General features: G+C 63.2%; 21 protein-coding genes. 10 read left to right on the top strand and 11 right to left on the bottom strand.

What is annotated here, in order from left to right:
* Positions 1-115 precede the first annotated feature (115 nt).
* The 3 genes from ABQM86_RS17660 to ABQM86_RS17650 all read right to left on the bottom strand — a co-directional run bounded on the left by ABQM86_RS17660 (position 116) and on the right by ABQM86_RS17650 (position 2969).
* Entirely contained in the window at positions 116-655 is a 540-nt protein-coding gene (locus tag ABQM86_RS17660) for a GNAT family N-acetyltransferase (RefSeq protein WP_369745127.1), read from the bottom strand.
* The gene (locus ABQM86_RS17655) at positions 652-2001 is read right to left on the bottom strand and encodes an LLM class flavin-dependent oxidoreductase (protein WP_369745126.1); all 1350 of its coding nucleotides are present in this window, start codon (positions 1999-2001) and stop codon (positions 652-654) included. Before ABQM86_RS17655 ends, ABQM86_RS17660 begins: the two co-directional genes overlap by 4 nt.
* 83 nt (positions 2002-2084) lie before the next feature.
* On the bottom strand, positions 2085-2969 hold the full coding sequence (locus ABQM86_RS17650) for a MetQ/NlpA family ABC transporter substrate-binding protein (RefSeq protein WP_369745125.1): 885 nt from the start codon (positions 2967-2969) through the stop codon (positions 2085-2087).
* 222 nt (positions 2970-3191) lie between these two features.
* On the opposite strand from ABQM86_RS17650, the gene ABQM86_RS17645 reads away from it, so the two are divergent.
* The 4 genes from ABQM86_RS17645 (at position 3192) to ABQM86_RS17630 (ending at position 7780) form a co-directional block, all read left to right on the top strand.
* On the top strand, positions 3192-4307 hold the full coding sequence (locus tag ABQM86_RS17645) for a methionine ABC transporter ATP-binding protein (RefSeq protein ID WP_369745124.1): 1116 nt from the start codon (positions 3192-3194) through the stop codon (positions 4305-4307).
* 2 nt (positions 4308-4309) lie between these two features.
* Positions 4310-4969: a methionine ABC transporter permease gene (locus ABQM86_RS17640; protein ID WP_369745123.1), complete on the top strand. Its 660-nt coding sequence runs from the start codon at positions 4310-4312 to the stop codon at positions 4967-4969.
* 22 nt (positions 4970-4991) lie between these two features.
* The gene (locus tag ABQM86_RS17635; RefSeq protein ID WP_369745122.1) at positions 4992-6152 is read left to right on the top strand and encodes an LLM class flavin-dependent oxidoreductase; all 1161 of its coding nucleotides are present in this window, start codon (positions 4992-4994) and stop codon (positions 6150-6152) included.
* Positions 6153-6241: 89 nt separating this feature from the next.
* Positions 6242-7780, top strand: a complete 1539-nt coding sequence (locus tag ABQM86_RS17630) for an MFS transporter (RefSeq protein ID WP_369745121.1) — start codon at positions 6242-6244, stop codon at positions 7778-7780.
* Here the strand turns inward: ABQM86_RS17630 and ABQM86_RS17625 are convergent.
* Positions 7744-8199 (bottom strand): rhodanese-like domain-containing protein, encoded by a 456-nt coding sequence (locus ABQM86_RS17625; protein ID WP_369745120.1) that lies wholly within the window; start codon positions 8197-8199, stop codon positions 7744-7746. The two genes, ABQM86_RS17630 and ABQM86_RS17625, sit on opposite strands and share 37 nt — an antisense overlap.
* Positions 8200-8238: 39 nt before the next feature.
* Entirely contained in the window at positions 8239-9375 is a 1137-nt protein-coding gene (locus ABQM86_RS17620; RefSeq protein ID WP_369745119.1) for an LLM class flavin-dependent oxidoreductase, read from the bottom strand.
* Between the two features lie 367 nt (positions 9376-9742).
* On the opposite strand from ABQM86_RS17620, the gene ABQM86_RS17615 reads away from it, so the two are divergent.
* Positions 9743-11776, top strand: coding sequence for a rhamnogalacturonan lyase (locus ABQM86_RS17615; RefSeq protein ID WP_369745118.1), 2034 nt, complete (start codon positions 9743-9745; stop codon positions 11774-11776).
* Between the two features lie 74 nt (positions 11777-11850).
* Here ABQM86_RS17615 and ABQM86_RS17610 read toward each other — a convergent pair whose 3' ends face one another.
* The gene (locus ABQM86_RS17610; protein ID WP_369745117.1) at positions 11851-12534 is read right to left on the bottom strand and encodes an SRPBCC family protein; all 684 of its coding nucleotides are present in this window, start codon (positions 12532-12534) and stop codon (positions 11851-11853) included.
* A 94-nt stretch (positions 12535-12628) separates the two neighbouring features.
* Between ABQM86_RS17610 and ABQM86_RS17605 the strand changes: the two genes are divergently transcribed.
* On the top strand, positions 12629-12940 hold the full coding sequence (locus ABQM86_RS17605) for a hypothetical protein (protein WP_369745116.1): 312 nt from the start codon (positions 12629-12631) through the stop codon (positions 12938-12940).
* A gap of 108 nt (positions 12941-13048) precedes the next feature.
* On the opposite strand, the gene ABQM86_RS17600 is transcribed toward ABQM86_RS17605, so the two are convergent.
* Entirely contained in the window at positions 13049-15721 is a 2673-nt protein-coding gene (locus tag ABQM86_RS17600) for a Tat pathway signal sequence domain protein (protein WP_369745115.1), read from the bottom strand.
* Positions 15722-15870: 149 nt separating this feature from the next.
* Here ABQM86_RS17600 and ABQM86_RS17595 point away from each other — a divergent pair, with 149 nt between their 5' ends.
* From ABQM86_RS17595 to ABQM86_RS17585, 3 genes are all read left to right on the top strand, one after another.
* A complete protein-coding gene (locus tag ABQM86_RS17595; protein WP_369745114.1) occupies positions 15871-16236 on the top strand; it encodes an ArsR/SmtB family transcription factor in 366 nt (121 codons plus the stop codon).
* A complete protein-coding gene (locus ABQM86_RS17590) occupies positions 16233-16721 on the top strand; it encodes an SRPBCC domain-containing protein (RefSeq protein WP_337340002.1) in 489 nt (162 codons plus the stop codon). Before ABQM86_RS17595 ends, ABQM86_RS17590 begins: the two co-directional genes overlap by 4 nt.
* A 100-nt stretch (positions 16722-16821) precedes the next feature.
* Positions 16822-17400, top strand: a complete 579-nt coding sequence (locus ABQM86_RS17585; protein WP_207594774.1) for an adenylate kinase — start codon at positions 16822-16824, stop codon at positions 17398-17400.
* Here the strand turns inward: ABQM86_RS17585 and ABQM86_RS17580 are convergent.
* From ABQM86_RS17580 to ABQM86_RS17565, 4 genes are all read right to left on the bottom strand, one after another.
* The gene (locus ABQM86_RS17580; protein ID WP_369745113.1) at positions 17397-18125 is read right to left on the bottom strand and encodes a glycosyltransferase family 2 protein; all 729 of its coding nucleotides are present in this window, start codon (positions 18123-18125) and stop codon (positions 17397-17399) included. The genes ABQM86_RS17585 and ABQM86_RS17580 overlap by 4 nt on opposite strands.
* A 29-nt stretch (positions 18126-18154) precedes the next feature.
* A complete protein-coding gene (locus ABQM86_RS17575; RefSeq protein WP_369745112.1) occupies positions 18155-19513 on the bottom strand; it encodes a PIG-L family deacetylase in 1359 nt (452 codons plus the stop codon).
* Positions 19507-20595: an acyl-CoA dehydrogenase family protein gene (locus ABQM86_RS17570; protein ID WP_369745111.1), complete on the bottom strand. Its 1089-nt coding sequence runs from the start codon at positions 20593-20595 to the stop codon at positions 19507-19509. The genes ABQM86_RS17575 and ABQM86_RS17570 overlap by 7 nt, the downstream gene beginning before the upstream one ends.
* Before the next feature lie 112 nt (positions 20596-20707).
* A complete protein-coding gene (locus ABQM86_RS17565) occupies positions 20708-22843 on the bottom strand; it encodes an FG-GAP-like repeat-containing protein (protein ID WP_369745110.1) in 2136 nt (711 codons plus the stop codon).
* A 298-nt stretch (positions 22844-23141) separates the two neighbouring features.
* Between ABQM86_RS17565 and ABQM86_RS17560 the strand changes: the two genes are divergently transcribed.
* Positions 23142-25439: a SulP family inorganic anion transporter gene (locus ABQM86_RS17560; RefSeq protein ID WP_369745109.1), complete on the top strand. Its 2298-nt coding sequence runs from the start codon at positions 23142-23144 to the stop codon at positions 25437-25439.
* The last annotated feature ends 36 nt before the right edge of the window (positions 25440-25475 follow it).

Below are 25475 nucleotides of genomic sequence, written 5' to 3'. Positions count from 1 at the left end.
GGGACAGCAGGAACTGGCGTGCAGCGTCCCTGGTCATACAGACAACGCTATTCCGGCCACCGCCGCAGAGGGAGTCCCCACTGGTACCCCCTTCACTGGAGACTCCACTGATCCCTTAGGCCGGCGGCAAATCCAGGGTGTAGACCACCAGCTGCACCTTCGGCGCAGGCCGCTCCTTCTCGCGTTCCGGCCGGCGGACGTAGCCCAGGCGCCGGTAGAGGCGCTGAGACGTCTCATTGTCGACGGCGGTGTCCAGCACCACGCGCCCGGCACCACGGGATGCGGCGAGGCGGGCGGATTCGTCGAGGAGTTTTTGGCCAAGACCCGTACGGCGGGCCTCAGGGAGCACAGCCAGCAACCTGAGTTCCACCTCGCCTTCTTCTGCCTGCCGGCTGAGGTATGAGCCAAAGGTCAGGAGGCTGGCAGTACCCACCAGGCGCCCGGTTTCTTCGTCTGCCGCAACCAGCAGCACACCTTCGCGGGCCCTGGCCGCAGCATCCAGCAAAAGGCCGAGGCGCTCTTCGTCGGGCTGATGCGCGCCTGGGAGATGATGACCGAACCCTTCGTACGTCAGCCGCCCCACGGCGTCGTACTCTTCCGGAAGCGCCTCGCGGATCACATACGTGTCGGCGGCGACGGTCTGCGTGGTGGTCATGATTGTCCTTTCGGCTGTGGATCGAGTCCGAGGTGCGATTTCAGCGTGGTCCCCGTGTATTCAGTGCGGGCCAGTCCGCGCTCCTGCAGCAACGGGATGACGCCGGAGGTGAAGCGCTCCAAGTCCTGGGGGAGGAGGGAGAACATCAGGTTGAACCCGTCGGCGGCGCCTTCGGCGTGCCAGCGCTCCAAGGAATCGGCCACGTGCTGCGGGGTGCCGATGAAGTCGTGGTTTCGTTTGTCGCCGGTGAGTATTGAGTAGAGGTCCTTGAGCGTGACCTCGTCCTCACGTCCATGGATCTGTTCCCCGGCGGAGCGGAAATCGGTCCGCGGCCGCGCGATGGTGGGAATGCCGGACTGGGCTACCGTGGCGTCCGCTCCCAGCCCGGTGAAGTCGAGTTGACCCGCGAAGTATTCCTGCAGGAAGTCCAGGACGTGCTGATCGGTGATGAGGCTGTCCAGCTCGCGGATGTGTTCCACGGCTTCCTCGCGGGTCTCCGCAACAACGGGCGAGATGGCTTGGTAGACGTAGAGTTCGTCTGGATTCCGTCCGAATGCCTCTGCCTGGGCACGGACCGAGTCCCTGTATTTTCTCGCCTGGGGAATGTCCGCGTGGCTGGCAAACAAGGCGTTGGCGAATCGTGCCCCCAACTGCTGCCCCGGAACCGAGGTGCCCGCCTGCGCCAACAAGGGGGAGTGCTGTGGGGAGGGCCCGATGTTGAGCGGACCGGCAACTGTGAAGAACTCGCCCTTGTAGTCCAGCCGGCTGAGTTTGTGGCGGTCGAAGAACCTGCCGGCCTCCTTGTCGTAAAGGAAAGCGTCCTGGTCCCAGGAATTCCACAGGCCCTGGGTGACCTCGACGAACTCTTCGGCGCGGCGGTACCGCAGGCTGTGGTCGAAGTGCTCATCGGCGCTGAAATTACCTGCCGTGCTGTTGGTCAGGTCCCGGGTGGTGACGATGTTCCAACCGACGCGGCCACCACTGATGTGGTCCGCGGTGAGAGCTGCTCGGGCAAAGTTGTAGGGCTCGTCATAAGACGTGGAGGACGTGGCGATGAGGCCGATCCTGTTGGTGACCGCGCCAAGGGCCGTGACCAGGCCGATGGGGTCGAACCTGTTGAGGATACCCGGGTTGGACGTCTCGTCGATCGCCAGGGAGTCGCCCAGGAAGATCGCATCGAACTTGGCGTCCTCAGCGACCCTTGCCAGCCGCACCTGGTGTTCAAAGTCAATGCTGGCCTTCGGGAACGCTGTTTCGTGGCGCCATGAAGCCAAGTGGATGCCGGTGCCCACCAGGTAGGCGAAGAAGTGGATCTGCTGGCGTTCACGGGTGAGTATCTGGTTCATGGGCCTGTTCAGTGCTGTTCGGAGTCAGGAAATGGTTGAGGGACGGCGGCGCTCTGTGACGCAGGGCCGCCGCCCCTCGCGTGCTACTTGGTCTTCTTGATGGCCTCTTCTTCAGCGGTCAGGACTTCCTGCAGCTTGGCCGCTGTCCAGTCAGCCTTGAACTGAAGGTTGCCGTCGTTGAGCTTGGTCACCGAAGCCTCAACTTCGGGCGTGTGATAGGCGTCGACGATCTTCTTCCACGTGGGATCGTCCTTGCGGTCAGCCTTCACCACGAAGCCGTTGATGTAAGGCGCCAGGGATTCCGAATTCAGGTCTTCCTTGAAGATGATCTTCTCGTCGCCCAGTCCGCCTTTCTGGGCCTGCGTGTTGTTGACGACTGCGGCATCCGTGGTTCCCTTGAGCGCGTTCACCGTCTGGTTGCTGTCCACCGGGACAACCTTGATCTTGCTCGAGGTGATCTCTGCGGGTGTGGACAGCGAGTTGCCGCCATCCTTGAGCTGGAGAAGTCCTGCGGTCTGCAGGTTCAGCAGGGCGCGCGCCTGGTTGGTGGGGTTGTTGGGGATGGCAACCTCGGCATCGGCCGGCAGTTCCTCCACGGATTTGAACTTCTCCGAGTACAACGCCAGCGGGTACACGGCCGTCGCGCCAACAGGAACCAGGGTGCCGTTGCTGTTGACGTTGAACTGGGACAGGTACTTCAGGTGCTGGAACAGGTTGATGTCCACCTGACCCTGCTGGGTGGCGGTGTTGATCTGGGCACCATCGGTGAAGTTCTTGACCTCAAGGTCGATGCCCTGATCCTTCAGCTTGTTCTTCAGGAGGGTCCAGTGCTCCTCGGCACCGTCGTCCACACCGATGACCACCTTGGTGTTGGCGCTGGTTGACGAACCACTTGACGCACCCCCGCAAGCCGATAGCGATAGGGCGGCAACCAGGCCGACGGCGGCAACTAACAAGCGGTTCTTCATGATGCTTCTCCGTACAAAGGGTCTTGATGCGAATGGAAGGTACGGGGTGTTCCCCCTGCCTCACGCTAGGCAGTTGGCCCCGTGGGAATCGAACGCCTTCGCAACACTCCGACGCGCATCGTCAAGGAAAGAAACCGCAGGTCACAGGGGGTCATTGGGTTCGATGCGAGCGCTGTGGCGCTGTTGGAATGGGGACCCAAACAACCCCAAAAGGAGGCTCCGGTGAGCGCGATCGTTTCGCTGCGCGGCGTCAGCAAACTGTTCCCGGTCCAAGGAAGCAACCGCGGCCAGCGCACGGAACCAGTGCGCGCCGTCGACAACGTCAGCCTGGACATCGAAGAAGGAACCGTGGTTGGAATTGTTGGCTACTCCGGTGCCGGAAAATCCACGTTGGTGCGCCTGCTCAACGGCCTGGAGCGACCCACTGAAGGTCAGGTGTTCGTCAAGGGCCAGGACATTTCCTCGCTTCCCGAAGGCCAGCTGCGCAAGGTCCGCGCCGGCATCGGCATGATCTTCCAGCAGTTCAACCTCCTGAAGTCCCGCACTGTCTCCGGAAACGTGGCCTACCCGCTCAAAGTGGCTGGTTGGCCCAAAGAGAAGATCAAGCCGCGCGTGGACGAACTCTTGGAGTTCGTGGGCATCGCAGATAAAGCCGGTTCCTACCCGCGGCGACTCTCCGGCGGGCAGCAGCAGCGCGTGGGCATCGCCCGTGCGCTGGCGAACGCCCCGGACATTTTGCTCGCCGATGAAGCCACCAGCGCCCTGGACCCGGAGACCACCCGCGACGTCCTGCGCCTGCTCCGGCGCATCAACAAGGAACTCGGAACCACCGTTGTGGTGATCACTCACGAAATGCACGTCGTGCGCGAAATCTGCGACACCGTGGTGATGATGGAATCTGGCCGCGTGGTGGAAGCCGGGCCGACGTACTCCGTGTTCGCCGATCCCCAGAGCGACTCCACCCAGCGCTTCGTCTCCACGGCTGTGCACGGCACACCGGAACCAGATACGGTCACCCGGCTTGCTGCCGCGCATCCGGGCCGGCTCGTCTCCATCGGCATCTCCGAGGCTGCGCCCACACCTTTGGTGGCGTCCACCTTCGAACGGCACGGTGTCGGCTCCAGCGTCGTCTTCGGCGGAGTCACCGAAATCCAGAACAAGATCCTCGGGACACTGACGTACGAACTCACCGGAAGCGACGCATCGATTGACGCCGCGCTCGCCGACTTAGGCGAGATCACCGCCGTCGAACGCCAAACGGCCGCCGTCGAGCAAAAGACGGCCTCCGCAGACAGTGCCGTACCGCACCTGCCTGTCCCCGTGAACGCCGGAGAATAGCCATGACCGACTGGACAACCCTCCTGCCCGTCCTGGGCGAATCCTTCCAACAGACCATCTACATGGTGGTCATCACCGTGCTGCTCAGCGGCATTGCCGGGCTCGCTCTGGGTGTCACGCTCTACGCCACCAGGCCGGGAAACCTGTTCGCCAACAAGGCGGTGTTCTCGGTCCTGAACTTCCTGGTCAACATCATCCGGCCCATCCCGTTCATCATCTTCATCACGGCCATCGCCCCGCTGACGCTGATCGTCATGGGAACGACCATCGGCACAACGGCGGCAATCCTGCCCATGGCGCTGATGGCCGGTGTGGTGATCGGACGTGTGGTGGAGCAGAACCTGGTGGCCTCCGATCCCGGTGTTGTGGAAGCTGCCCGGGCCATTGGTGACAGCCGCTTGCACATCCTGTGGTCCGTGGTGATTCCCGAGTCGCTGGCGCCGCTGATCCTGGGCTACACGTTCATGATCATCGCCATCGTGGATATGTCCGCCATGGCCGGGTACATCGGCGGCGGTGGCTTGGGCAACTTCGCCATCATGTACGGCTACCAGCAGTTCAACTGGGAGGTCACGCTCGTGACTGTCCTGATCATCATCGTCATGGTCCAGGCCGCGCAGTTACTGGGCAATTTCCTCGCCCAGCGCATCCTCCGCCGCTGACTCTTCCCCCAGGAGAACAACAATGCCTATCGAATTTCTCGGCATGGGTGCCGGCAACGACTCCACGGAGACGTCGCCTGCCACCACGCCGTTCTTCGACCCCCAGTACGCGGCCCGGATCGCCAGGATCCACGAGGACAACAATTGGGACCACGTCCTGTTCGCGTACAACTCCACCACGCAGGATCCCTCAGTCCACGCGGCATGGGTTGCAGCGAATACTGAACGGATCCAGCTTCGTTTGGCGCACCGCCCCAACGTTTCCCACCCGACGTTCGCAGCGCGATCCTTCCTGACATTGGACCACATTGCGCAAGGCCGGTTGACCGTGCACTTCATCACCGGCGGCAGCCAGGCGGATCAGGCCCGCGAAGGCGACTTCCTTGCCAAGGATGCGCGCTATGGCCGAACGCAGGAGTACATCCAGATTGTGCGCCGGGCGTGGTCGGGAGATTCGTTCAGCTGGGACAGCGAGCATTACCGATTTGAAAACTTTGCCTCTGGCTTGGGGCCCTTTGCCGGCAAGCGTCCAGGCATTTCCTTCGGTGGGTCCTCCGAGGCGGCGTGGGAGGTGGGCGCTGCAGAGGCTGACATCTACGCACTGTTCGGCGAACCCCTTGCCGATGCCGCATCGCAACAGGAGCAGATCCTTGCGCGGGCCGCTGCCTTGGGACGGGTTGAACCATTGCGCTGGCAAATTGCCTTCCGACCCATCGTGGCGGCAACGGACGAGTTGGCGTGGGAGAAGGCGCACGCCATCCTGAGTACCTTCGAGGCGCGGCGGTCGGCCGGCGAGGTGATTGATCCTGTCCGGCATTACAACCAGAAGCCCGAGGCCGCCGGCACCCAGCGACTCCTCGCCGCGGCCGAGCGCGGGGACCTCCACGACCGCGCGCTGTGGACGGCCCTCGCCAAAGCGGCAGGTGGCGGGGGAGGAAGCGCGACGGCGTTGGTTGGCTCCTACGACACTGTCACCCAGGCGATCCTGGACTACCACGACCTCGGATTCGAGATCTTCGGCCTCCGCGGTTATGACTTCGTTCCTGATGCCCTTGAGTTCGGGCAGCACGTCATTCCACAGCTGAAGCAGGAAGTGGCGCATCGGGAGCAGGGCCGCACCGCTGAGGAAATCCGGGCAAGCCATGCCGCCGCCCGGGCACGCGTCGTGGGCGTACCTTCCTGACCCACTTTCAGCGCCACAACCAGCAATATCAAACCTTTTTGGTTGTTTCTCAGCATCCAAGGCGGCAAAGCAGGTCAGGAAGGAACGCTATGAGAAGCCACGGAAACCACGCTAAACGTTCCGCCCTGTGGCTTTGCCTGGGCGCAGGGTTCATCACGCTGTTGGACCAGTCAATGTTCGTGCTGGCGGTACCGGCTATGTCTGCGTCCCTCCACGCCGGTTCAGGTTCGGTGCAGTGGATCCTGGCTAGCTACTCCCTGGCGTTCGGCGTCGCGCTGGTTCCCGCGGGCAGACTGGGCGACATCGTGGGACGGCGCACGCTCTTCATTGCGGGTATCGCTGTTTTCGGGGCCTCCAGCCTGGTGGGTGGCCTGGCCACGGACCCATCGCTGGTCATCATCGCCAGGCTCCTCCAAGGACTCGGCGCCGGCACCCTGAACCCGCAGGTCCTTGGACTCCTGCAGGACATCTATTCCGGACACGACCGCGCGAAGGCCTTGGGCGCCTACGCCGCCGCGGGTGGTTCCGCTGCAGTGTGCGGACCACTGATCGGGGGGCTCGTCCTCTCACTGGGCGACCCCGCGATCGGATGGCGGATCCTGTTCCTGGCGAACGTTCCCTTGGTGCTGATCCTGGTGCCACTTGCTTTCCGGCTCCTCCCGCGGCCGGCAGGCAAACACCCCGGAAACGCCAAGCCGTCCATCGACATCTTGGGCGCGCTGCTGCTAGGCGGAGTGGTGGTGGCATCACTCATTCCCACCATCTACGGCGCGGGCACCATTGCTGTGACATCGCTGGCTGTCGGTGCCGGCGCGCTCCTCGCCTTCGCCGGCTGGGAGATCCTGTACCACCGGCGTGGCCGAACCCCGTTGCTCAGTGCCTCGCTGGCGAAATCCAAGGGTTATGCACTGGGCACAGTGGTGGCACTCTGCCAGTTTGGCGTCGGTGCCGGAATGGCGGCCGTGACCGCCTTCTACTTCCTCTCCGGCGCGGGGATGGCGCCGTTGGCGGCCGCAGCGATCCTCGCGCCGCAAGCAGCAGGAATGCTGTTGGCGTCCAGCTTCAGTTGGCGCTTCCTTTCCCGATACGGTCGCGCCGGGATCGTCTACGCACTGGTGGGCAGCCTGGCCTGCCTGATTGCCAAGGACCTCTTCGTGCAAGGGCTCGACGGCGGTACAGCGGCTCTGGCGGTGGCCGCCGTCGGACTTATACAAGGTGTGGCAACAGGCCTTGTGGTGGCGCCAAACCAGACACTCACCCTCGCCCATGCGCCCGCAGGTGCCGCAGGGGTGGCTGCAGGCTTCTACCAACTCAGCCAACGTTTCGCGGCGGCCCTGTGCTCAGCTGCGGCCGCAGGCATGTTCCTTCAGGCGCACGGAGCGGCCACCGGCCAAGCCTCCAAGGACGCCTTCCACCAGGGCATCGTGATGTGCTGCGTTTTGCTGGGGCTCGCGCTGCTCGCCGGCGGACTCGACTGGCAGCGCGAGGCACGGAACCGCAGAAACGCATGTGCCGTCGTCGTGACCTCCGGAAAGGAAGCCGCGACGACGGCGGGAGTGCAACCGCCGGAACGTCCGACGGCGGGAGGTACTCAGCGTTCGGAGGCCACCGAATCGGTGGATGCCTGAGCCGATCCGACGGGCGGCGCCGATTCGACGGGCGGGGCGGTCGGCCCGGTGGTGGGGACGCCGGCGTCGCGCAGGGCCGGAAAGCCGCCGTCCACGTGGACGGCGTTGGCGTAGCCGAGGACCTGGAGCTTCTGCGCGACGGGACGTGAACCGTTGACGGAGCCGCAGAACACCACGATCTTCCGGTCCGTACCGCTGAGCTGGGCCAGGCGATGGGCGGACTCCGGGCTGAAGTCCTCCTCCACATGCTCGCGGTTGACCACCACGGCACCGGGGACGGCTCCGGTGCTGGCGCGGCCGCCTTCGCTGCGGACATCGATCAGCAGCGCGCCTTCTTCGATGAGTTTGGCCGCTTCCTGGGCGGTGATCAGCTGGGTATCCTGCACGTCGTTTTCCGGTACGGCGGTTTCGATGGACATGGTGCTCCCTTTGTTGGTGGTGGGTGGAAAATCGGAAAGCTAGAGACCCCAGGCCTCGGCGAGCAACTGGTACGAGCTCTGCCGATCGGCGGGGTCATGGGCAATGGTGGTGATGAGCAGTTCCTGGGCGCCTGTGGTCCGCTGCAGCGTGCGCAGCTTGTCCCTGACCTGGTGCGGGTCGCCCACCAGCCGGGTGTCCACACGGTCTTTGACAAGGTCATTGGCGTCAGCATCCAAGGGCAGATCCAAGGCATCCTCCGGGGAGGGGTAGGGGAGGGCACCCTGTCCGCTGCGAATACCGTGTACCCACTGGGCATAGCCGCGGGCGAGGCGCTGTGCTTGGTGTTCGTCCGGGGCCACCAGCACGTCCGCCGAGACGATCACCTGTGGTTCCTGCAGGGAAGCAGACGGTTCAAAGTGGGCCCGGTATTCGGCAATGGAGTCCAGGACGCCGGCCGGGGCTACGTGATAATTCGCGCCGAAGGGAAGGCCCAACTTGCCGGCGAGGCGGGCGCTGGGACCCGCTGTTGAACCGTGGATCCAGAACTGTGGCGACTGCCCGAGGGCCGGCGTCGCGGTGACTTCCTCGCCATGCCTGGTGCGGTACCCGCCGGTGAAGAACCCGATGATGTCCTGGACGTCGTTCTCGAAGTTGTCGGTATCTCCCGGGAAGCGGCCCAGCAGTTCACCTTGCAAACGGAACTTCCTGGGGAGGACGGCACCGAAGATGGGCCGCGGCGCTGGGATCAGCAGACCGTCAACCACGCGATCGTCTGGTGTGTCAGTCGGGGGCACTACTCCGGGAGCCGGATCGCTGGGCGACTTCGGCGGCCCGGAACGCCCAAAGCCAAGGTCCACACGGTCTGGGAACACCGCAGCAAGAGTGCCGATGCTCTCCGCAATCTGGAGCGGCCTGTAATTTCCCAACAAGGTGGCTGCCGTGCCGACACGGATGGTTTTGGTGGCCGACGCAACCAACCCGGCGAGGATGTGCGGGGCAGAACCAGCAACGCCTGTGTTGAGGTGGTGCTCGGCCAGCCAGTACCGCGAGTACCCTGCAGCCTCAGCGACGCCGGCGAGGGCGAGTGTGCTGCGCAGGGCGTCGCCGGGGGTCTGCCCGGCGGAAACCGGAGTCAGGTCAAGAACGGACAGGGGAGTGACGGAATGCTTCGGCATGGGACGACACTACGGACGCACCGGCACAGGCCAAAGCCCAACAGTCACCCCGCTCAACGGGGCTAAATCCTACGAAATCCTGCGAAACGGACCGTCACAAGCGAGCCGCGAAAGACGTATCAGGAGGGCGCCGCGGACAGGCAAGGGCAGGGACATTTCCAAACAAATAGCACCAAACACTCACAGTCATTTCCTGTCAAACCCTTGACCGAACGGTTGAAGCGCTGGTAAACCTTGTTGGCGGAAAGCGTTTTCTCGCAGACTTCAGCCTCTTGTCCACCAAGCAGGGCGGTGTTGTCTCCGTATGTGAAACGTTCCAATATCGGCTCGCAGACCCCCTGCTGCCCAGCATCAAAGGAGATGTTCTTTGGCTTACCCCTCGAAATGTTCCTACAGCTCCTCCCGTGGCCTTGCATGGAAAGCAGTCCCCATCGCCGCCACCGCTTCCCTTGCTGCCGCCGCCATCGCGCTGACTGGAGTCCCGATCGCGCAAGCAGCCCCGGCCCAGGTCCAGCAGGCAGCGCAAGCCAACCTTCCCGGCGTCGTGCCTGCCGCGAAGGACGCAGCATCGCTGAAGCGCCAAGTGGAAAACCTGGACCGTGCGCCGGTGGCCGTCCTGACGGACCAAGGAGTCACACTGAGCTGGCGCATGTTGGGCCTGGACAAGGACAGCATCGGTTTCCAGGTCCTGCGTGACGGCGTCAACATCACCCCGGAGCCCCTCCGCAATGCCACCATGTTCGTGGACGCTGGCGGCACTGCGGAGTCGAGCTACGTCATCAAGGCCGTTGGCAACGGACAGGGCCAGGACAAGCTGACTGAAGCCGTGAAGCCGCTGGCCCAGAATTATCTGGCCATCAAGCTGGACAAGCCTGCCGACGGTGTTACGCCGGACGGCAAGACTTACACGTACTCGGCCAACGACGCCACCGTCGCGGACCTCGACGGCGACGGCAAGTACGAGGTCATCCAGACCTGGTCACCGTCCAACGCCAAGGACAACTCCCAGTCCGGCTACACAGGCAATGTCTACGTCGACGCCTACAAGCTGGATGGCACCAAGCTGTGGCGGATTGACCTTGGCCGCAACATCAGGGCAGGCGCGCACTACACGCAGGTCCTGGCCTACGACTTCGACGGCGACGGCAAGGCTGAGGTTTCCCTCAAGACAGCGGACGGCACCCGCGATGCGGCAGGGACAGTGATCGGGAACGCCGACGCCGATTTCCGCAACGCCGCTGGATATGTCCTGACCGGTCCGGAATTCCTTACCGTCTTCAAGGGTGAGACCGGCACCATCCTGGACACGGTGACCTACGAGCCCGAGCGCGGTGCTGTGACCGGCTGGGGCGACAACTACGGCAACCGCGTGGATCGTTTCCTGGCAGGCGTGGCCTACCTTGATGGCGAGCACCCCTCCATGATGTTCAGCCGCGGCTACTACACCCGGACGGTCCTGGTCACCTACGACCTCGTCAACGGCAAGCTCGTGAAGCGCTGGACCTTTGATTCCAACCTGGCCGGCGATCAGTACAAGGGGCAGGGTAACCACAACCTGTCCGTCGCCGACGTCGATCAGGATGGCAAGGACGAGTTCATCTTCGGTTCCATGACCATTGATGACAACGGCCAGCCGCTCTACAACACCAAGCTCGGCCACGGCGATGCCATTCACACCAGTGACCTCGATCCGTCCAGGCCAGGGCTGGAAACGTTCGCCGTCCACGAAAGCATGAGCCAGAGCGGCAACCGCGGAGCAACCTTCCGTGATGCCGCAACCGGTGAGGTCCTGTGGAGCATCCCGGCCATCAAAGACACCGGACGTGGGGCGGCAGGCGACATCGATCCCCGCTATGCAGGCGCCGAAGGGTGGGCCATCGGCGGTTCTGCTGCCTGGGATTCACCCGTTGGCCAGCTCATGTCCGCCAAGGGTGAGTTGATTGCGGAAAAGATCCCGGCCGCCAACTTCCTGGCTTGGTGGGATGGTGACCTGCTCCGCGAAATCGTGGACCATGACTACGACGCCACAGTGTCCCGCGGCGTTCCCACGATCTCCAAGTGGAACTGGGAAGCGGAAACCAGTGACCGGCTCCTGACCGCCGACGGTGCCCGCAGCAACAACACCACCAAGGGCAACCCGTCCATCCAGGCTGACATCCTTGGCGACTGGCGGGAAGAGATCGCGTGGCCGTCCACTGACAGTACCGAGCTGCGGATCTACACCACCACGGCTCCTACCGAGGTGCGGCTGCGGACCCTGATGCACGACACCGTGTATCGGACAGCTGTAGCCCGCGAGAATGTTGCCTATAACCAGCCGCCGCACCCGGGCTTCTTCATTGGCGAGGGCATGCAGGCTCCGGCGATTCCCGCCGTTGTCTACACCGGCACCAAGAACTAGCCGCAGTTGTCAATGAAAAGTGCCGCCTGGGTCGCGTTGACCCGGGCGGCACTGATTCTTTTGCTGTGTGGACACTACCGCTGTCCTGGCAGGCCGCCCATCGGCGGAATGAAGCCCGGGCCTTGACCTTCGCCTTCCGTCCGTTCCGCAGCGCTGCGGGTGTCGCTCTCGGCGGTCTCGTCCGAGTCCCCATCAACGTCTGCAAGACCGTTGGTCTGGTCGAACGGGTGGGTGACAGGATCGACGATTGGCGTTGACGCTGCCGCTGTTCCTGACGCGGCCGCTGTTCCTGACGCGGCCGCAGGTGCCGCGGTGGTTCCTGCAGTCGTGCCCGTCTCCGGGGTCTGCTTTTCGATGTACTCCTTGAACTTCTTCAAGTCTGACTCAGCCTGCCTTTCAACGATATGCAGCTTGTCCCCCAGGAACTCCAGAACGCCATGCGGTTCGTACTCCAGGGACAAGTGCAGTGACGTCTGGCTGGGACCAGCTTCCTTGAACTCAACCCAGCCGGCGTTTTTGGCACCCTCCACGGCGGCCCAGGCCACGGCCCGGTTATGGTCCTGTTGAACGATTTTGGCTTCCCAGCGACGATGGACGCCGGCGATTTCGGCCACCCATTCGAGGCGGTCCTCACTGAGCCGCGTCACGCGTTCTACTCCGCCCATGAAATGCGGAAATTCCTCAAACTGCGTCCACTGCCAGTAAGCCGTACTGATCGGAACGTTGACCATGATTGTCTTGTTTACTTTCGTGGTCATGATGTACGTCTCCTCCTCAGGTCGATATTGATCAGCATACTTACAGTATCGGGCCTTTTGAAGCGATAATACAGAGCTTGAAGGAGGGGAGTCAGTGGATGATCCGGCCATTCTGGACGAGGTAGTCCAGGTGCTCGGAGATGTCGGCCAGCACAACCTGGGCACGCCCATTGTTTCCATCACGGACAGCGCGGGTTCGCCTGTAGCGGTGCATGCCGATCACCGGATTGTGGTGCCCACTGAAGGCGCAGGCTTTTTCCCATCCCTGACAGGTGCCGTGGCTGCGGTCCAGGCGATCGCCGTCGAGCTTGCCTCCCTGGACCGCGAGCGTTCCAACCAGAACATCGCCGCTTCGGAGCGGACCTGGGACCAGATGCGGATCATGCATCCGCGCACCAGTTCCTGATGGCTGTGGCTTCCTGACCTTCTTCGGGCCGACTCGAGTGCGGAATCAACCCTCTGGGGTTGCTGGCCACCCATATCAGCGGCAAAGAAGGTCAGGAAGCAGCAGGAATTACGACGCCGGGACCTCCTGAGGTGCATCGGCCGCCGCCGGCAGCTGGTGACCGATCAGGGCCAGGTTCTGGATGACGGCCAAGCCGAACTGGGCGGTGTCGTTGGTGGAGACGGTGGGAGCCTCATCGACCGGCAGAAGCACGAACGGGGGCAGGATCTTCTTCAATGTGAAGGCCTCGGCATGGTTGAGGTTCTCCCCGCCCTCGGCAAAGCTCTCCCACGCCAACTCCGCGAGTTCCGGGGACCCCAGCCGGGCCGCGGCGTAGGCCGTGAGCCGGCTGTGTGCCTGGGTGAGGTAGATGCCGGCCAAGGGTTGCCCTACCTCCGCGACCTGCTCTTCCGGAGTGGCCAGGAACAGTCGGCAATACTGCATCCAGGCTTCCTCGAAGTCCTTGTCCGGAACCAGGCTGATCAGTTCGCTGCAGATTTCCACCAAACCGAACACGGCACTCAGGTGCGAGACGCTGATGACTTCCCGGCCGGCGTCGAACCTCCCGGCATCAAGGTCATACAGCGCTTCGCCTGTGAGGAATCCGTACTTCAGGGCGCCGATGTCTGCCATGGTTCCGAGGAGTCGATCCCGTGAGCGCGGGTTGCCGGTACGCTCCCAATCGGTCAGCCAGGTGGCGGCGAGTGAGCCCCAGTCCGTACCCAACCCCACGCCCAGGGCGCCGCGGTCCGGGCGGTACGTATCGGCGTCGGGCCTGACTTTGCGGACGGGATCCAAGCCGAGGAAGTTCTGGTCGCTGTCCACCAGTTCGGTGAGGAGATCGCCGGTTCGTTCATCGGCGGTCAGGTAGTAGTAGAAGCGCCGGTAGGCCGGAGTACTGATGCGCAGCTGCTTGGCGCTGCAGCCCCAGTGCTGGACGTTGTGCCGCGAACCCAATCCGCGCCACGGACCGAGGTGGTAGACATCCACCTCACCGGTGTGGCGGGTCATGGCCTCTGCGTAGCGGAAGACGTCCGCGCGGCCCGTCCGGAGGTACATGTACCAAAGCCAAAGGTCGGGCGACAGCTCGGAGTTGTCCCACGCGTAGCCACCCACGTCGTAGCGCCACACATGCCGATCGGTGTCGTAGGTGTGCATGACGTCGCCGTAGTTCCAGAATCCGTACCAGCGGCGCTGTTCGGTCTGGCCTTGATAGAAGTCGAACAGGAAGTCCAGCTTGTCTTCCAGTTCCGCCCGGGCCGGGGTGCTGCGATCCACCGGTGACCAATCCCCGAAGACCCCTGCCGCGTGCAGGTACTCAGGTGAGGGCTGCAACAGCGGGGGAGTGGACGCTGCCTTGGCATCGGCGGCGAGGCTTTCCGTGCTGGGGGTCGAGTCGTAGGCGAACAGCGTCAGCTCGTGGGTGCGTGCAATTCCTGTGGGTTTGCCGAAGCCGGGTTCGTAGTCCTCATACGTGATTTCGAGCCCCTCAAGCTGGTCCTCGAACGTGTCTTGGCCCAGGCCGTCGTGATAGAAACGGAGGTCCATCGGCTGGGCTTCGGGGGAGTAAAGCCAGGCGGTGACTTTCGCTTCCGCGGTGGCTGCCCCCCGGATGTCCAGCTGCCCCGGGTGCGACTGCCAGAAGTCCCGGATGCCAACACCGAAGCCACCATGGACATCGCTCAGCGAGCAGAACCCGGCCGCCCTGGTGCCGCCCGAGATACCCACCCAGCCGTGGCCGGGAGCAGTCCTTTTGCGAAGGTCAAAGCCGTCGGCTGTCAGTTGCGTCAGGGTGTAGTCGTTCCAGCCCGGGATGAGGTGGAGTCGTTCGGAGACCAGTGGGCTCCACTCGCTCAGGGGCGGGGTGGGCCGGCCGGCGATCTGCGCGGCGCGTACTTCGTCGCCCGGATCCCGTCGCAGTCCAGTCAACCCGCGCACGGCCTCCACCAGGAATCCCCCGTCGGCGCCGGCGATCCTGACGTGCCTGTCATGCAGTTCGCTGTCCAGCGGCACGGTGAACGCGATGCCCAAGCCGGCGAGGAAATCCTGCTCAGCGTCGCCGTCCCAGACGAACGAGTGAATCATTCTGACGCTGCGGGCGCCCGCATAGAAGTAGAAGCGGACGGTGAACGGGAGCCATTCTTGGGCGCCGTCTTCTTCGCGGTGCAGGCCTTCCACCTTGACCACCGCGCGGACAGGACCAGCCTGCTCCACGGTGACACTGGTGGTGTGGCCGGTGAAACCAGTCCGGGTGGTGGTGCCCATTCCCTCTGCCGGTCCTGACTGCAGCAAGCTCACGAGGCGACCGTCTTTGGCCACCACTTCATTGTTGCGGCGAAGCTCGCTGAACAGGGTGTTGCCGCTCCGGTGCAGGACCATGTCCAGTGTGCCTGTGGATACAGTGATGGTGTTGTCGTCTTCGGCGACCGTCACTCCGTGTGAGCGTTCGACGACGGCTGCCGCGCCGCCGTCGTGCGTTTCGGTTGAGTGGGTGACCCGGTAAGCGGCCGCTGGCTGATCCGTGGCGCCGAGGGCGATGCCGGCCCACTTCAGGGAGCCATCGGGCCAGGTGGCCAGGGGCCAGGTTTGGGCGTTGACGGTGCTGCCGCTGGAGTCGAGGACCCCCAGGACGGCTGCGTCCTGCACGGTGCCGCGTTGGAACGGCATTCCCCACGTCGTGCCGCCGCTGAGTCCGGCGGGCGGTTCGCCATCGATCCACGTGATCGGGGCGTGCTGAGTCATGGTCAATTCCACCTAAGTGTTCGGGAAAACGCTTTCTTTGAGACGTTTCAACAACTTACCCGGGCGATGCGTAGGGCCGCAAGGGGTGGCCGTGTTTTGGCCATCACATCCGTTGACATCGGGCCCTTCCGGGCGTATCGTACAACCAAATGGTTGTAGATCAGCTCAGCAAAAAACCCTCCGGCGACGTAGAACTCGACCGCCTGTTCCAGGCCCTCGCCGACGCAACCCGCCGGGACATCGTGGCCCGGGTGACGGCGGGGGAGTACTCGGTTTCCGGATTGGCTGCGCTGTACGCCATGAGTTTCGCGGCCGTGCAAAAGCATGTTGCGGTCTTGGAACGGGCCTCCCTGGTGACCAAGGAGAAGCGTGGGAGGGAGCAAATTGTGCGGGGAAACCATGAGGGACTGCAGAAAGCCCGGCACCTGTTGGACCACTTCGAAATGATCTGGCGGCAACGTGCCAGCCGGATTGCGGACATACTCGCTGAAGATGACGAAAGGGAACTGCCATGACTGTTGTCAGCGTAAACAAGGATGTTGAGGCCCTGAGCTTCACCATCGTGGCCGAGTTCGATGCCGACGTGAAGCGCGTGTGGAGGATCTGGGAAGACCCCCGGCAGCTCGAACGCTGGTGGGGTCCGCCCACGTGGCCGGCCACTTTTGAGACCCACGAGTTCACCGCCGGGGGCAAGGCCGCCTATTACATGACTGGCCCGGACGGCACCAAAGCCCGCGGTTGGTGGAAGTTCACCGCCATTAACGCCCCGGATCATCTGGAATTTGACGACGGTTTCGCCGACGAGCACGGTGAGCCCGTAGACGACCTGGGCATCACCCACGCCACAGTGAAGCTTGAACCCGTGGACAACCGCACCCGAATGACCATCACCTCCAGCTTCGAATCCGAAGAGCAGATGCAGAAGATGGCCGAGATGGGCATGGAAGAAGGAATGCGGGAGGCGATCGAACAGATCGATGGCGTGCTTGCCGACGCCTGAGAACTGAACCCATCCTAAAAGAAGCCGACGACGACGGGTGCCTCCCGCCGTCGTCGGCGTATTGTTTAAGTCCCGGCCGCCTTTCGAACGGACCAGTTACATGGCGCGATTGATCATCATGGGCCCTCCCGGTTCCGGCAAAGGCACGCAGGCGGAGCACCTTGCGCGGCATTTCGGGATACCCGCCATTTCCACGGGTGATCTTTTCCGCGCCCATGTCCGGGACAAGACGGATCTCGGCCTTGAAGCCGGTGAGTTCATGGACCGGGGTGAGTTTGTGCCGGACCACGTCACCACGGACATGCTCAAGCAGCGGATGGAAGAAGCCGATGCTGCCGATGGGTTTCTGTTGGACGGCTACCCGCGAACGGTGATCCAGATCGGAGCTTTGGACGAGATGCTCGCGGGTCGGGGACAGCCCTTGCAAGTTGTTCTGGCGCTCACGGCCTCGGACAGCGAGTTGCTGGCCCGGATGCTCCGCCGTGCTCAAGAGCAAGGTCGCAGCGATGACACCGAAGCCGTGATCCAGCGTCGGCTGGAGCTGTACCGGGACGAGACCCAGCCGGTTCTGACGGCTTACTCGAAGCGCGGGATTTTGGTGACCGTTGATGGATCCGGCGATCGGGAAGCGATCACGGCATCTGCCATAGCGGCGGTGGAGGGCGCTCTGGCAGGTTAGCCGCTGGCGGGGGCCGGAAGCTCAGCGCCGAGAGCCCGGAGGTAGGAACCGAATCCTTCGGGGGCGCGGGCGTGTGTCCTGCCTGAGGTGACCACACGGATGGTGTCCGTAGATGTCACCGTGAAACCTTGCCGACGAAGCCGCTCCACCAAACCCCGGTCTTCGTGGGAACGCAGCAAGGGAAAGCCGCCCGCCGCGAGGTAGGCCGAGGCCCTGATGCCTAAATTGGCTCCGTAGATATGCGGGTGGTCCTCGCGGAAGGGGTGCAACTCCAGCCAGCGCCCCAGAACTACAGGGTCCACATCGTTGGGGTCCGGCTCCACCGAGCCGAGGACGGCATCGGCCCCGGCGTTTGCCAGATCGACCTGCCGCACCAGCCAGTGCCCGGGGACGGTGGAATCGGCGTCGGTGTTGGCGAGCCATACGGTTGCATCCGCGTGTTCATCCTGCTGGAGTTGCAGGCGGTTCAGGGCTTCCCTGGCACCATGATCGCGGCTGGCACCTGTGCTGTGGAGCTTCACGGTGAGATCGTGAAAGCGGGCATCTTTGGCTCCAAACGCAGCGGAAATCGCCTCCGAACCGTCCGTGCAGTTATCCAGGACCACGGTGACTGAGGCGCCCACTCCGGGGCGTTCGCGTCCAAGGGTATCCAGTGCGGCGCGCAGTCCGGTCAGCGCCCGGCCAAGGCGCTGTTCCTCGTTGTGGGCAGGTATTACTACCGCCACGTTTCTGATTCCTGGCTGCTGTGAATGGGTCATGGTGAGCTATCCGGTGCCACCAGGACTTCCAGCATGAAGTCCTTCTCCTGGTAGAGCCCGTGCGTGGGCCAGCCGAGGTGGGTGCGTGTCATGGTGTGCACAGACTCCGCGTCCAATTCCCAGCCCGAAATCGGATGCCGCCAATGGCACAGAAGCAGTGTTCCGCCAGGCGTAGTTGAGGCCTTTATTCTTGTTAGCAGTTCGGTGAGTTCTTTCCGCGAAAGGTAATAGCCCGTTTCGGACAGCACCACCAGGTCGAACATGCCCTCAGGCCACTCATGCGGCATGGTGAGGTGCCTGACCTCCGCTGATGGGTAGCTCGCGAGACGCTCCGCTGCCTGGGCCAAGGCTGCGCTGCTGGCGTCCACTCCCAGGAATGTCCGGCAACGCCGGGCCAGCTCCTCGCTGAGTGTGCCGATGGAACAGCCCAGTTCCAACCCGGACTCATAGCTTTCCTCGGGCAGGGCCGCGAGGGTCAGCGCCCTCTTGCGGCGTTCATACCAGCTGGTGGTGTAGCTCCACGGATCCTCTTCCCTTGAATGGACTTCGTCGAAGATGCGTTCCGCATCTGCTGCGCTGTTGCTCCCAGTTGTGGAGGGATGCCAGGCGAACGTTTCCCAAGGCCGCTCGAAGTGCTCCAGAAATGTCCCGGAAAGCAAAGTCTCGTCGCCCGGTTGTCCGGACAGTGGCTCTGTTTGCGAGGCGTGGGCGTGCATTGCTTTGGCCTTGGCCTGTTGTTCTTCCTGGCTCAGGGGCACGCGGACCCAACCATTCCAGGTGGTGTCCTTAGTTCCTGCCCACAACCAGTACCAAATGGGGTATTCCAGGAGCCCGTAGTCGTTTTGTGTGGCGAGGTCCGCGGCGACCGTGCCAAGGGTGTCGTGGTCCGTATGGCCGTCGGCACGGTAGGGAGCCACGATCACTACTTCCTCCGCCGCTCGCCCCGCGATGCTCTCGCTGATTGCCGCAGCAATACGGTCAGCGTTGGCAGCCAACTGTCCGTCGGGCAGTTCCAGGAACCGCCACGTCGCGCTGGGCGCCAGCCCTGACAAAGCAGTGTCGAACTCCGTGAGCCTGACAGCGGCAAGCTGTTCCGGCGTCGTGGTTGGCGAGTCTGGATGCGATGCCTCGCCCGCGGTGCACAGGATCATGTCGACTGCCGCGCCGGCTGCGTGCAGTCTGGCCAGGAAGCCGCCGGCGCCGAGTGATTCGTCGTCCGGGTGCGCGGCCAGGACAACGAACTTCCTGGCCGCAAGTTCTGCTGTATCCAGCGGCAGTTCGGGGAGGGCGGCCACTCCCGACGCTGCCCATTCCTGCTCCGACGTTCCGGTGTCAGTGTGGGAAAAGGTCACCACTGGCATTCTCCCTTCAGGGTCAGCGCGCCCAGCTGGGCGTCGTCCCGCATGGCGTGGTGCTGCCGGATGTACAGCGAGAGATCGGCCATGCGCTTTCCATACGCTTCATTGAACGCCAGCGGCGCGGGACCGAGGTTCTGCGTCACCACTGTTTGGACGCGCTCGACGGCGGCGGCAACAGTTCCGCGGATACGCAGGGCTTCGCTCCAGGCGCTGGGGCCGTTTGTGTCTGTGGGGTCTTCGCCGCGCTCGTCCAGTTCACCGGCGTCGATTTGCTCTGCGGCTTGGGCCAGGTACCCGGTGACGGACGTGATGATCCTGTCCACCTCACCCAAGGAGGCGAGGGCGATCTGGTCCGGCTCCCTGCCATTTTCCGCGCCCTTGGCCAGTGCGCTCCTGAAATCCCTGGCCACGGCAACTGCTCCGCCGAGCCAGCACGCGGCAACGCCCATGCCGCCCCAGGCGAAACCGGGTCGGGTGAAGTACCACCTTTCGCCTCCGACCGGGGTTGCGGGGACTTGGTCGAAGTGGACGGTGCCGCTGGGAATTTCCCGGAGACCCCGGCTGGTCCACTGGGGTGTTTCGCAGGACACTCCGGGGTGCTTCAGGTTCACAGCGAATGCGGCCCGGCTGTTGTCTTCGGTGTGGGCCGTGATCACTGCACCATTCAGTTGGGCCGCGAGCGAGCACCAGGGTTTGGACCCGTTGAGGACGTAGTTCCCGGCATTATCCCGCTTGGCCTCGAGCTTCAGGCCGGGGCCTTCCGCGGCGAAGACTCCCCATGCACCATCCGGTGTAGCGGGTACGTCTGCTTGGGCGAGGATAGCCACGGCATCCAGATGTGGTTCGAGCACCCTCCCGGCCGCCACATCCACGGCTGTGACCGATGCCAGCAGTTCCCAGAGCTTGGCGGTATTTCCTTCGCCGGGCTGGGGGGCCGTCATCCCGATCTCCGTAGCGATGGCAAGCAGAGCAGGGACATCGCCCACGGATTCCCGCACCTTTTCCAGCATCGGCTCGAGGGCTTGGAGCTGGACGGGCTCGGAACTGATGCGTACAGGCTGGGCTTCGGAGTCGCTCATGATCCCAAGCCTATTCTAAGGAGCCTTAGGTTATGCGTGTGGAGGGCAAGAGAACGACGGCGGGTGGTTGCCGCCGTCGTTCTTGGTGATTTGCGTGTTGTGGTTCTGGACTCTAGATGATGGTGTTCATGACGTTCCAACCGGAGCCGACCTGGACCCGGGGGAGCCAGCCCTGCTTGCCGTTACCGGGGTAGAGCCAGAGTGTCCCGGCTGAGTCGCGGGCCAGGAGATCCACGTTGCCGTCGCCGTTGAAGTCGCCTGGAGTGGCTATGGCAGTCATGGCATTCCAGCCCCAACCGATTTGATCGCCCCAGCCAAAGGAAGTCCCCGGATAGCCTCTGAAACTCCATAGCGCCCCGTTGGCATCCCGGGTCACCAAATCCTCGGTCCCGTCCTTCGCGATATCTCCTATGCCGGAGATGAAGTTCATGCCATTCAGGTCTCTGCCAACCAACTCCTGGGTTAGCCAGCCGCCCCGGCCGTTGCCGCGATACTGCCACAGCTGTCCGGAGCTGTCGCGGGCAGCAACGTCGGCATTTCCATCCAGGTCAAGATCACCAATTCCCGTGATGGCGGTCATGGCGTTCCAGCCTTGGCCTACTTGCAGCCTGGCTTGCCAGCCACCCTTGCCGTTACCTGGATATAGCCATAAGACTCCGCTGGTGTCACGGGCCAGTACATCGGCTTTGCCGTCACCCGTGAAATCCCCGGGAGAGACGAGAGCTGTCATGACGTTCCAACCTTGGCCGACCTTGGATGGCGACTGCCAGCCGTCGCTGCCGTTGCCAGGATAAAGCCACAAGTCTCCACTGTTGGTACGGGCCAGGACGTCCGGTCTTTTGTCGTCGGTAAAGTCGTGCCTGATATCAGCCGGCTTGATGGTGATCGTGATGGTTGGGGTCAGTGCATCCTCGCCGTAACCGTTGCTGGCAGATATGCGGAAACTGAAGGTTCCAGGGATGCTGGGCACGCCGGATAGGAGTCCATTTGGATTCTGTGACACCAGAGTCAGGCCTGGGGGCAGTGCACCGCTGGCAACTTTGAACTGCGGTGTCAGGGAGCCGCTCGCCGTCATCTCATGGTGGTATCGAGCCCCCACAGAACCGCTGCTGGGAGGGAGGGCCGATGTGAATGAGGGGGCGACGTTTCTTCCATCGATGGTCCGGACCCGACTTCCACCGCGATCGGCTACGTAGATCTTGTTGGTCTTTTGGTTAATTGCCAGAGTCTCGGGATTATCGAAACCCTGTACGTGCCCGAGGACGTTTGCCTTGGTGTCGAAGACGGTTACCCGGTGCCGGTAATAGTCTGAGGCGTAGACCTTATTGGTGACCTCGTTGACGGCAATGCTGAGGTAATGGGTGCGCTCAGTCGGCGTATTGACCAGAGTCCTTGCTGTCGCGTCGAGGGCTGTCAGATATTGGTTGCCTTCGTCGGCTGCATAAACCGTGTTGGTTTGGCGGTTGATTGCCATCACTCCAGGGCGGGCGTTCGACCCGTTGGGAATCATGGATATTTGGTTGGTTTGTCCGCTGAGTACGGCAAATCCCTTGGCGTCCGGGCAGCTGAAGTAGACCATATTCGTAATGGGGTTCAGGACCACGGACTGTGCCGGGGTGCCGAGGTCAAGCTGGGTGACTTTTTTACTGACCCCATCCAGGATGGCCACTTTGCTGCTCTCCCACGCGGTGGCATAGAGCTTGTTGCTTATCTCATTGATGGCGAGACTTCTGATGTCCCCATAAATTGGAATTTGGGTGACGGCCAAGCTGGCTCCGTTGATGACATAGATGCCGCCTGTTGATTCCCCGTTGGCGACGTAGAGCTCATTGGTGGTCTGATTCACCACCATTTTTTCCGGTTGGCCAACTGTTGAAATTCTTTTCGTTGCTTCCGATGCCCCGTCAATGACGGTAATGGTATAGCTGGCTGAATGAGAGACGTATATCTTGTTGGTCTTCTCATTGATGGCTACGCTCTCGGGGTAGTCTGCCACGGCGATCGACGTTGACGCCGAAGTGGCACCGTCGATGACTGTCACGGATTTCCCATACTGGTTGGCGACGTACGTCCTGTTGGTCGTGACGTTGACGGCTACGTCGTTGGGGTTGCTGCTGTTAACGATGTGATCCATGAGGGTATCGGCTTTAGCCTGTTGGCCCCCCGGTACCATCAGGAACGTCAGCGCAGTGATCACTGCCAGAAGTGCAGCGGCAACAACCCGGCCGACGCCGCTGCTGAAAGACAAAGATCTACCCAGAGCAGCCAACGGCCCAACCCCCAAAAAATCCAATGCGCGACTATCGCGTCAACCAGCGAATCCTACAGCCCGCAGAGGCCGAATTGTGATCCGCGCCGCATTGTTGCGTGCCGAGGTCTCTTACCCGCGAACGCCCCAACGATCCCCACCCCCGCGAAAGTTCCCGTGGGTCCCAACATGAAGCGCATCTTCACAGCTTTTGTCACGCTTGTCACATCTTGTTGTCATTAACGGTGACAAGTTCCGTAGCTTGGAAGGGTCAGCATTCCCAAACTCAAGGAACCCCATGCCGCAGCCCAACGAACACGCCACCGTGCCCGCCGACTCACACAGTCCGCCGGGAAAGAACCCGGGCAAAGGTACAGCCAAGCCAAGCTTCCTCAGCAACCTTGGCGCGGACCTTCCCGCGTCCCTCGTAGTCTTCCTCGTCGCACTCCCACTTTCGCTGGGTATCGCCGCCGCCTCCGGAGCTCCTGTCATGGCCGGCCTCATCGCCGCAGCCGTGGGCGGCATCGTCGCAGGCAGCCTGGGTGGCTCCCCACTGCAGGTGAGCGGCCCCGCTGCCGGCCTGACCGTCGTCGTCGCCGGTCTTGTGGACGAATTCGGCTGGGCGGTGACGTGTGCCATTACAGTCGGTGCCGGCGTCGTGCAGTTACTCATGGGTGTCAGCCGCATTGGCCGGGCCGCGCTGGCAGTGTCGCCCGTGGTGGTCAAGGCGATGCTCGCGGGCATTGGCATCACCATCATCCTGCAGCAACTCCACGTGCTGCTCGGCGGCCAAGCTGCCGGGTCCGCCGTCGAAAACCTCACGGCATTGCCGGCGGCCATCACCAACGTGGAGCTGCACTCGGCGTTGCTGGGTCTTGCTGTTGTCGCGATCCTGATGGCCTGGAAGTTCCTCCCGGCGTCGGTGCGAAAGATCCCCGGACCGCTCGCCGCCGTCGTCGCCGTCACCGCCCTGTCCGTCGCGGTGGCGCCAGGCGTTGAGCGCATCAGCTTCAGCGGCTCCATCTTCGACGCCGTCGCGTTGCCAAGCCTGCCCGACGGCACCTGGCGGGCAGCGTCCATGGCCGTCATCACGGTGGCTCTGATCGCGAGCATCGAGTCGCTCCTGTCCGCCGTCGCCGTCGACAAAATGCACGGCGGTTCGCGCACCAACCTCAACCGCGAACTGGTGGGCCAAGGCTCCGCGAACGTTGTCTCCGGCATGCTCGGCGGACTTCCGGTGACCGGCGTGATTGTCCGCAGCGCCACCAATGTTGAAGCCGGCGCGAAAAGCCGCACCTCCGCCATCCTGCACGGCGTCTGGGTCCTCGTCTTCTCCGCACTGTTCGCCGGGCTGATCCAACTGATTCCGCTGTCGGTGCTGGCTGGCCTGCTGCTGGTCATCGGCGCGAAGCTCATCAAGGTTGCCGACATCCGCACCAGCCTCCGTACCGGCGAGCTCCTGGTCTACAGCGTCACGCTGGTGTGCGTCGTGGTGCTCAACCTCCTCGAAGGCGTGATCATCGGCCTGGCCCTCGCCGCCCTCTGCGTGCTGTGGAGGGTTCTCCGGGCGCAGATCAATGCCCATGCGCCCGCCGGTGCTGCCCTTCCGTGGCGCGTTGTCATCGCCGGATCGTGCAGCTTCTTCGCGCTGCCCCGGCTCAACCGCGTCCTCCACTCAGTGCCCGAAGGCCAGGACGCCGTGGTGGAGCTCAACGCAGACTACCTGGACCACGCCTTTCGCGAAGCGTTGGTCGCCTGGCAGAAGCAGCACCGGAGCACGGGCGCCTCGGTAATCCTTGAGGAACACGGCACCACCGCCTTCACCGATGCCGAGGACAACACCCCGCAGCGGCAGGACCCGCGCGAATTCCCGCTGCCGCCGCGCACGTCCTGGCTGCCGCCCGGTGACGGTCCAACAGCGGACGACGACGGCGGGCAGCCGCCGCTGCGGTCCATCCTCCTGGGCATCGACAAATACCATCGCCGGCACGCTGACAAGGTCCGCCCCCTGGTTCAGGACCTCACCGAAAGCCAGAACCCGGACACCCTCTTCGTGGCGTGCGTCGACTCCCGGGTCAACCCGAACCTGATTACCAGCAGCGGACCGGGTGACCTTCTCACGCTCCGCAACATTGGCAACGTGGTGTGCAGCGATGGCCGTGATGCCTCCATTGATTCAACGCTGTCATTTGCGGTCAAGGCGCTGTCCGTGGATTCGATCGTTATTTGCGGGCACTCCAACTGCGGCGCAATGAAGGCCGTCATTGCTGATGCAGAGGGTTCTGCCCCTGCCCTGGGTACGGGCTTTGATACCTGGCTGGAGCACGCACGGCCCAGCTACTCGGCGTTGCTCGCCGGCCATCCTGTTGCCCGCGCGGCCGAGGCCGAGGGCTACAGCCGGCTGGACCAGCTGAGCATGGTGAACATTGCCGTGCAGCTCCGGAAGCTGGAGGACCACCCCGTCACTGGGCCAGCCCTTGCCTCGGGCAGCGTGCAAGCCACGGGGTTGTTCTACGACATTTGCACCGCCCGGGTTGTGCTGGTGACGCCTGAGGGTATCGAACAGTTGGATCCGGGCATGGCTGTTCGTTCCTAGTTTTTTCGCCGGACCACCACCACCCATTTCGGGCAC

Origin of the sequence: Paenarthrobacter sp. AMU7 (assembly GCF_041200195.1) — a bacterium.
GTDB lineage: Bacteria > Actinomycetota > Actinomycetes > Actinomycetales > Micrococcaceae > Arthrobacter.
Note: the sequence above shows the minus strand (reverse complement) of the source record. Positions and strands in the feature narration are given on the sequence as shown.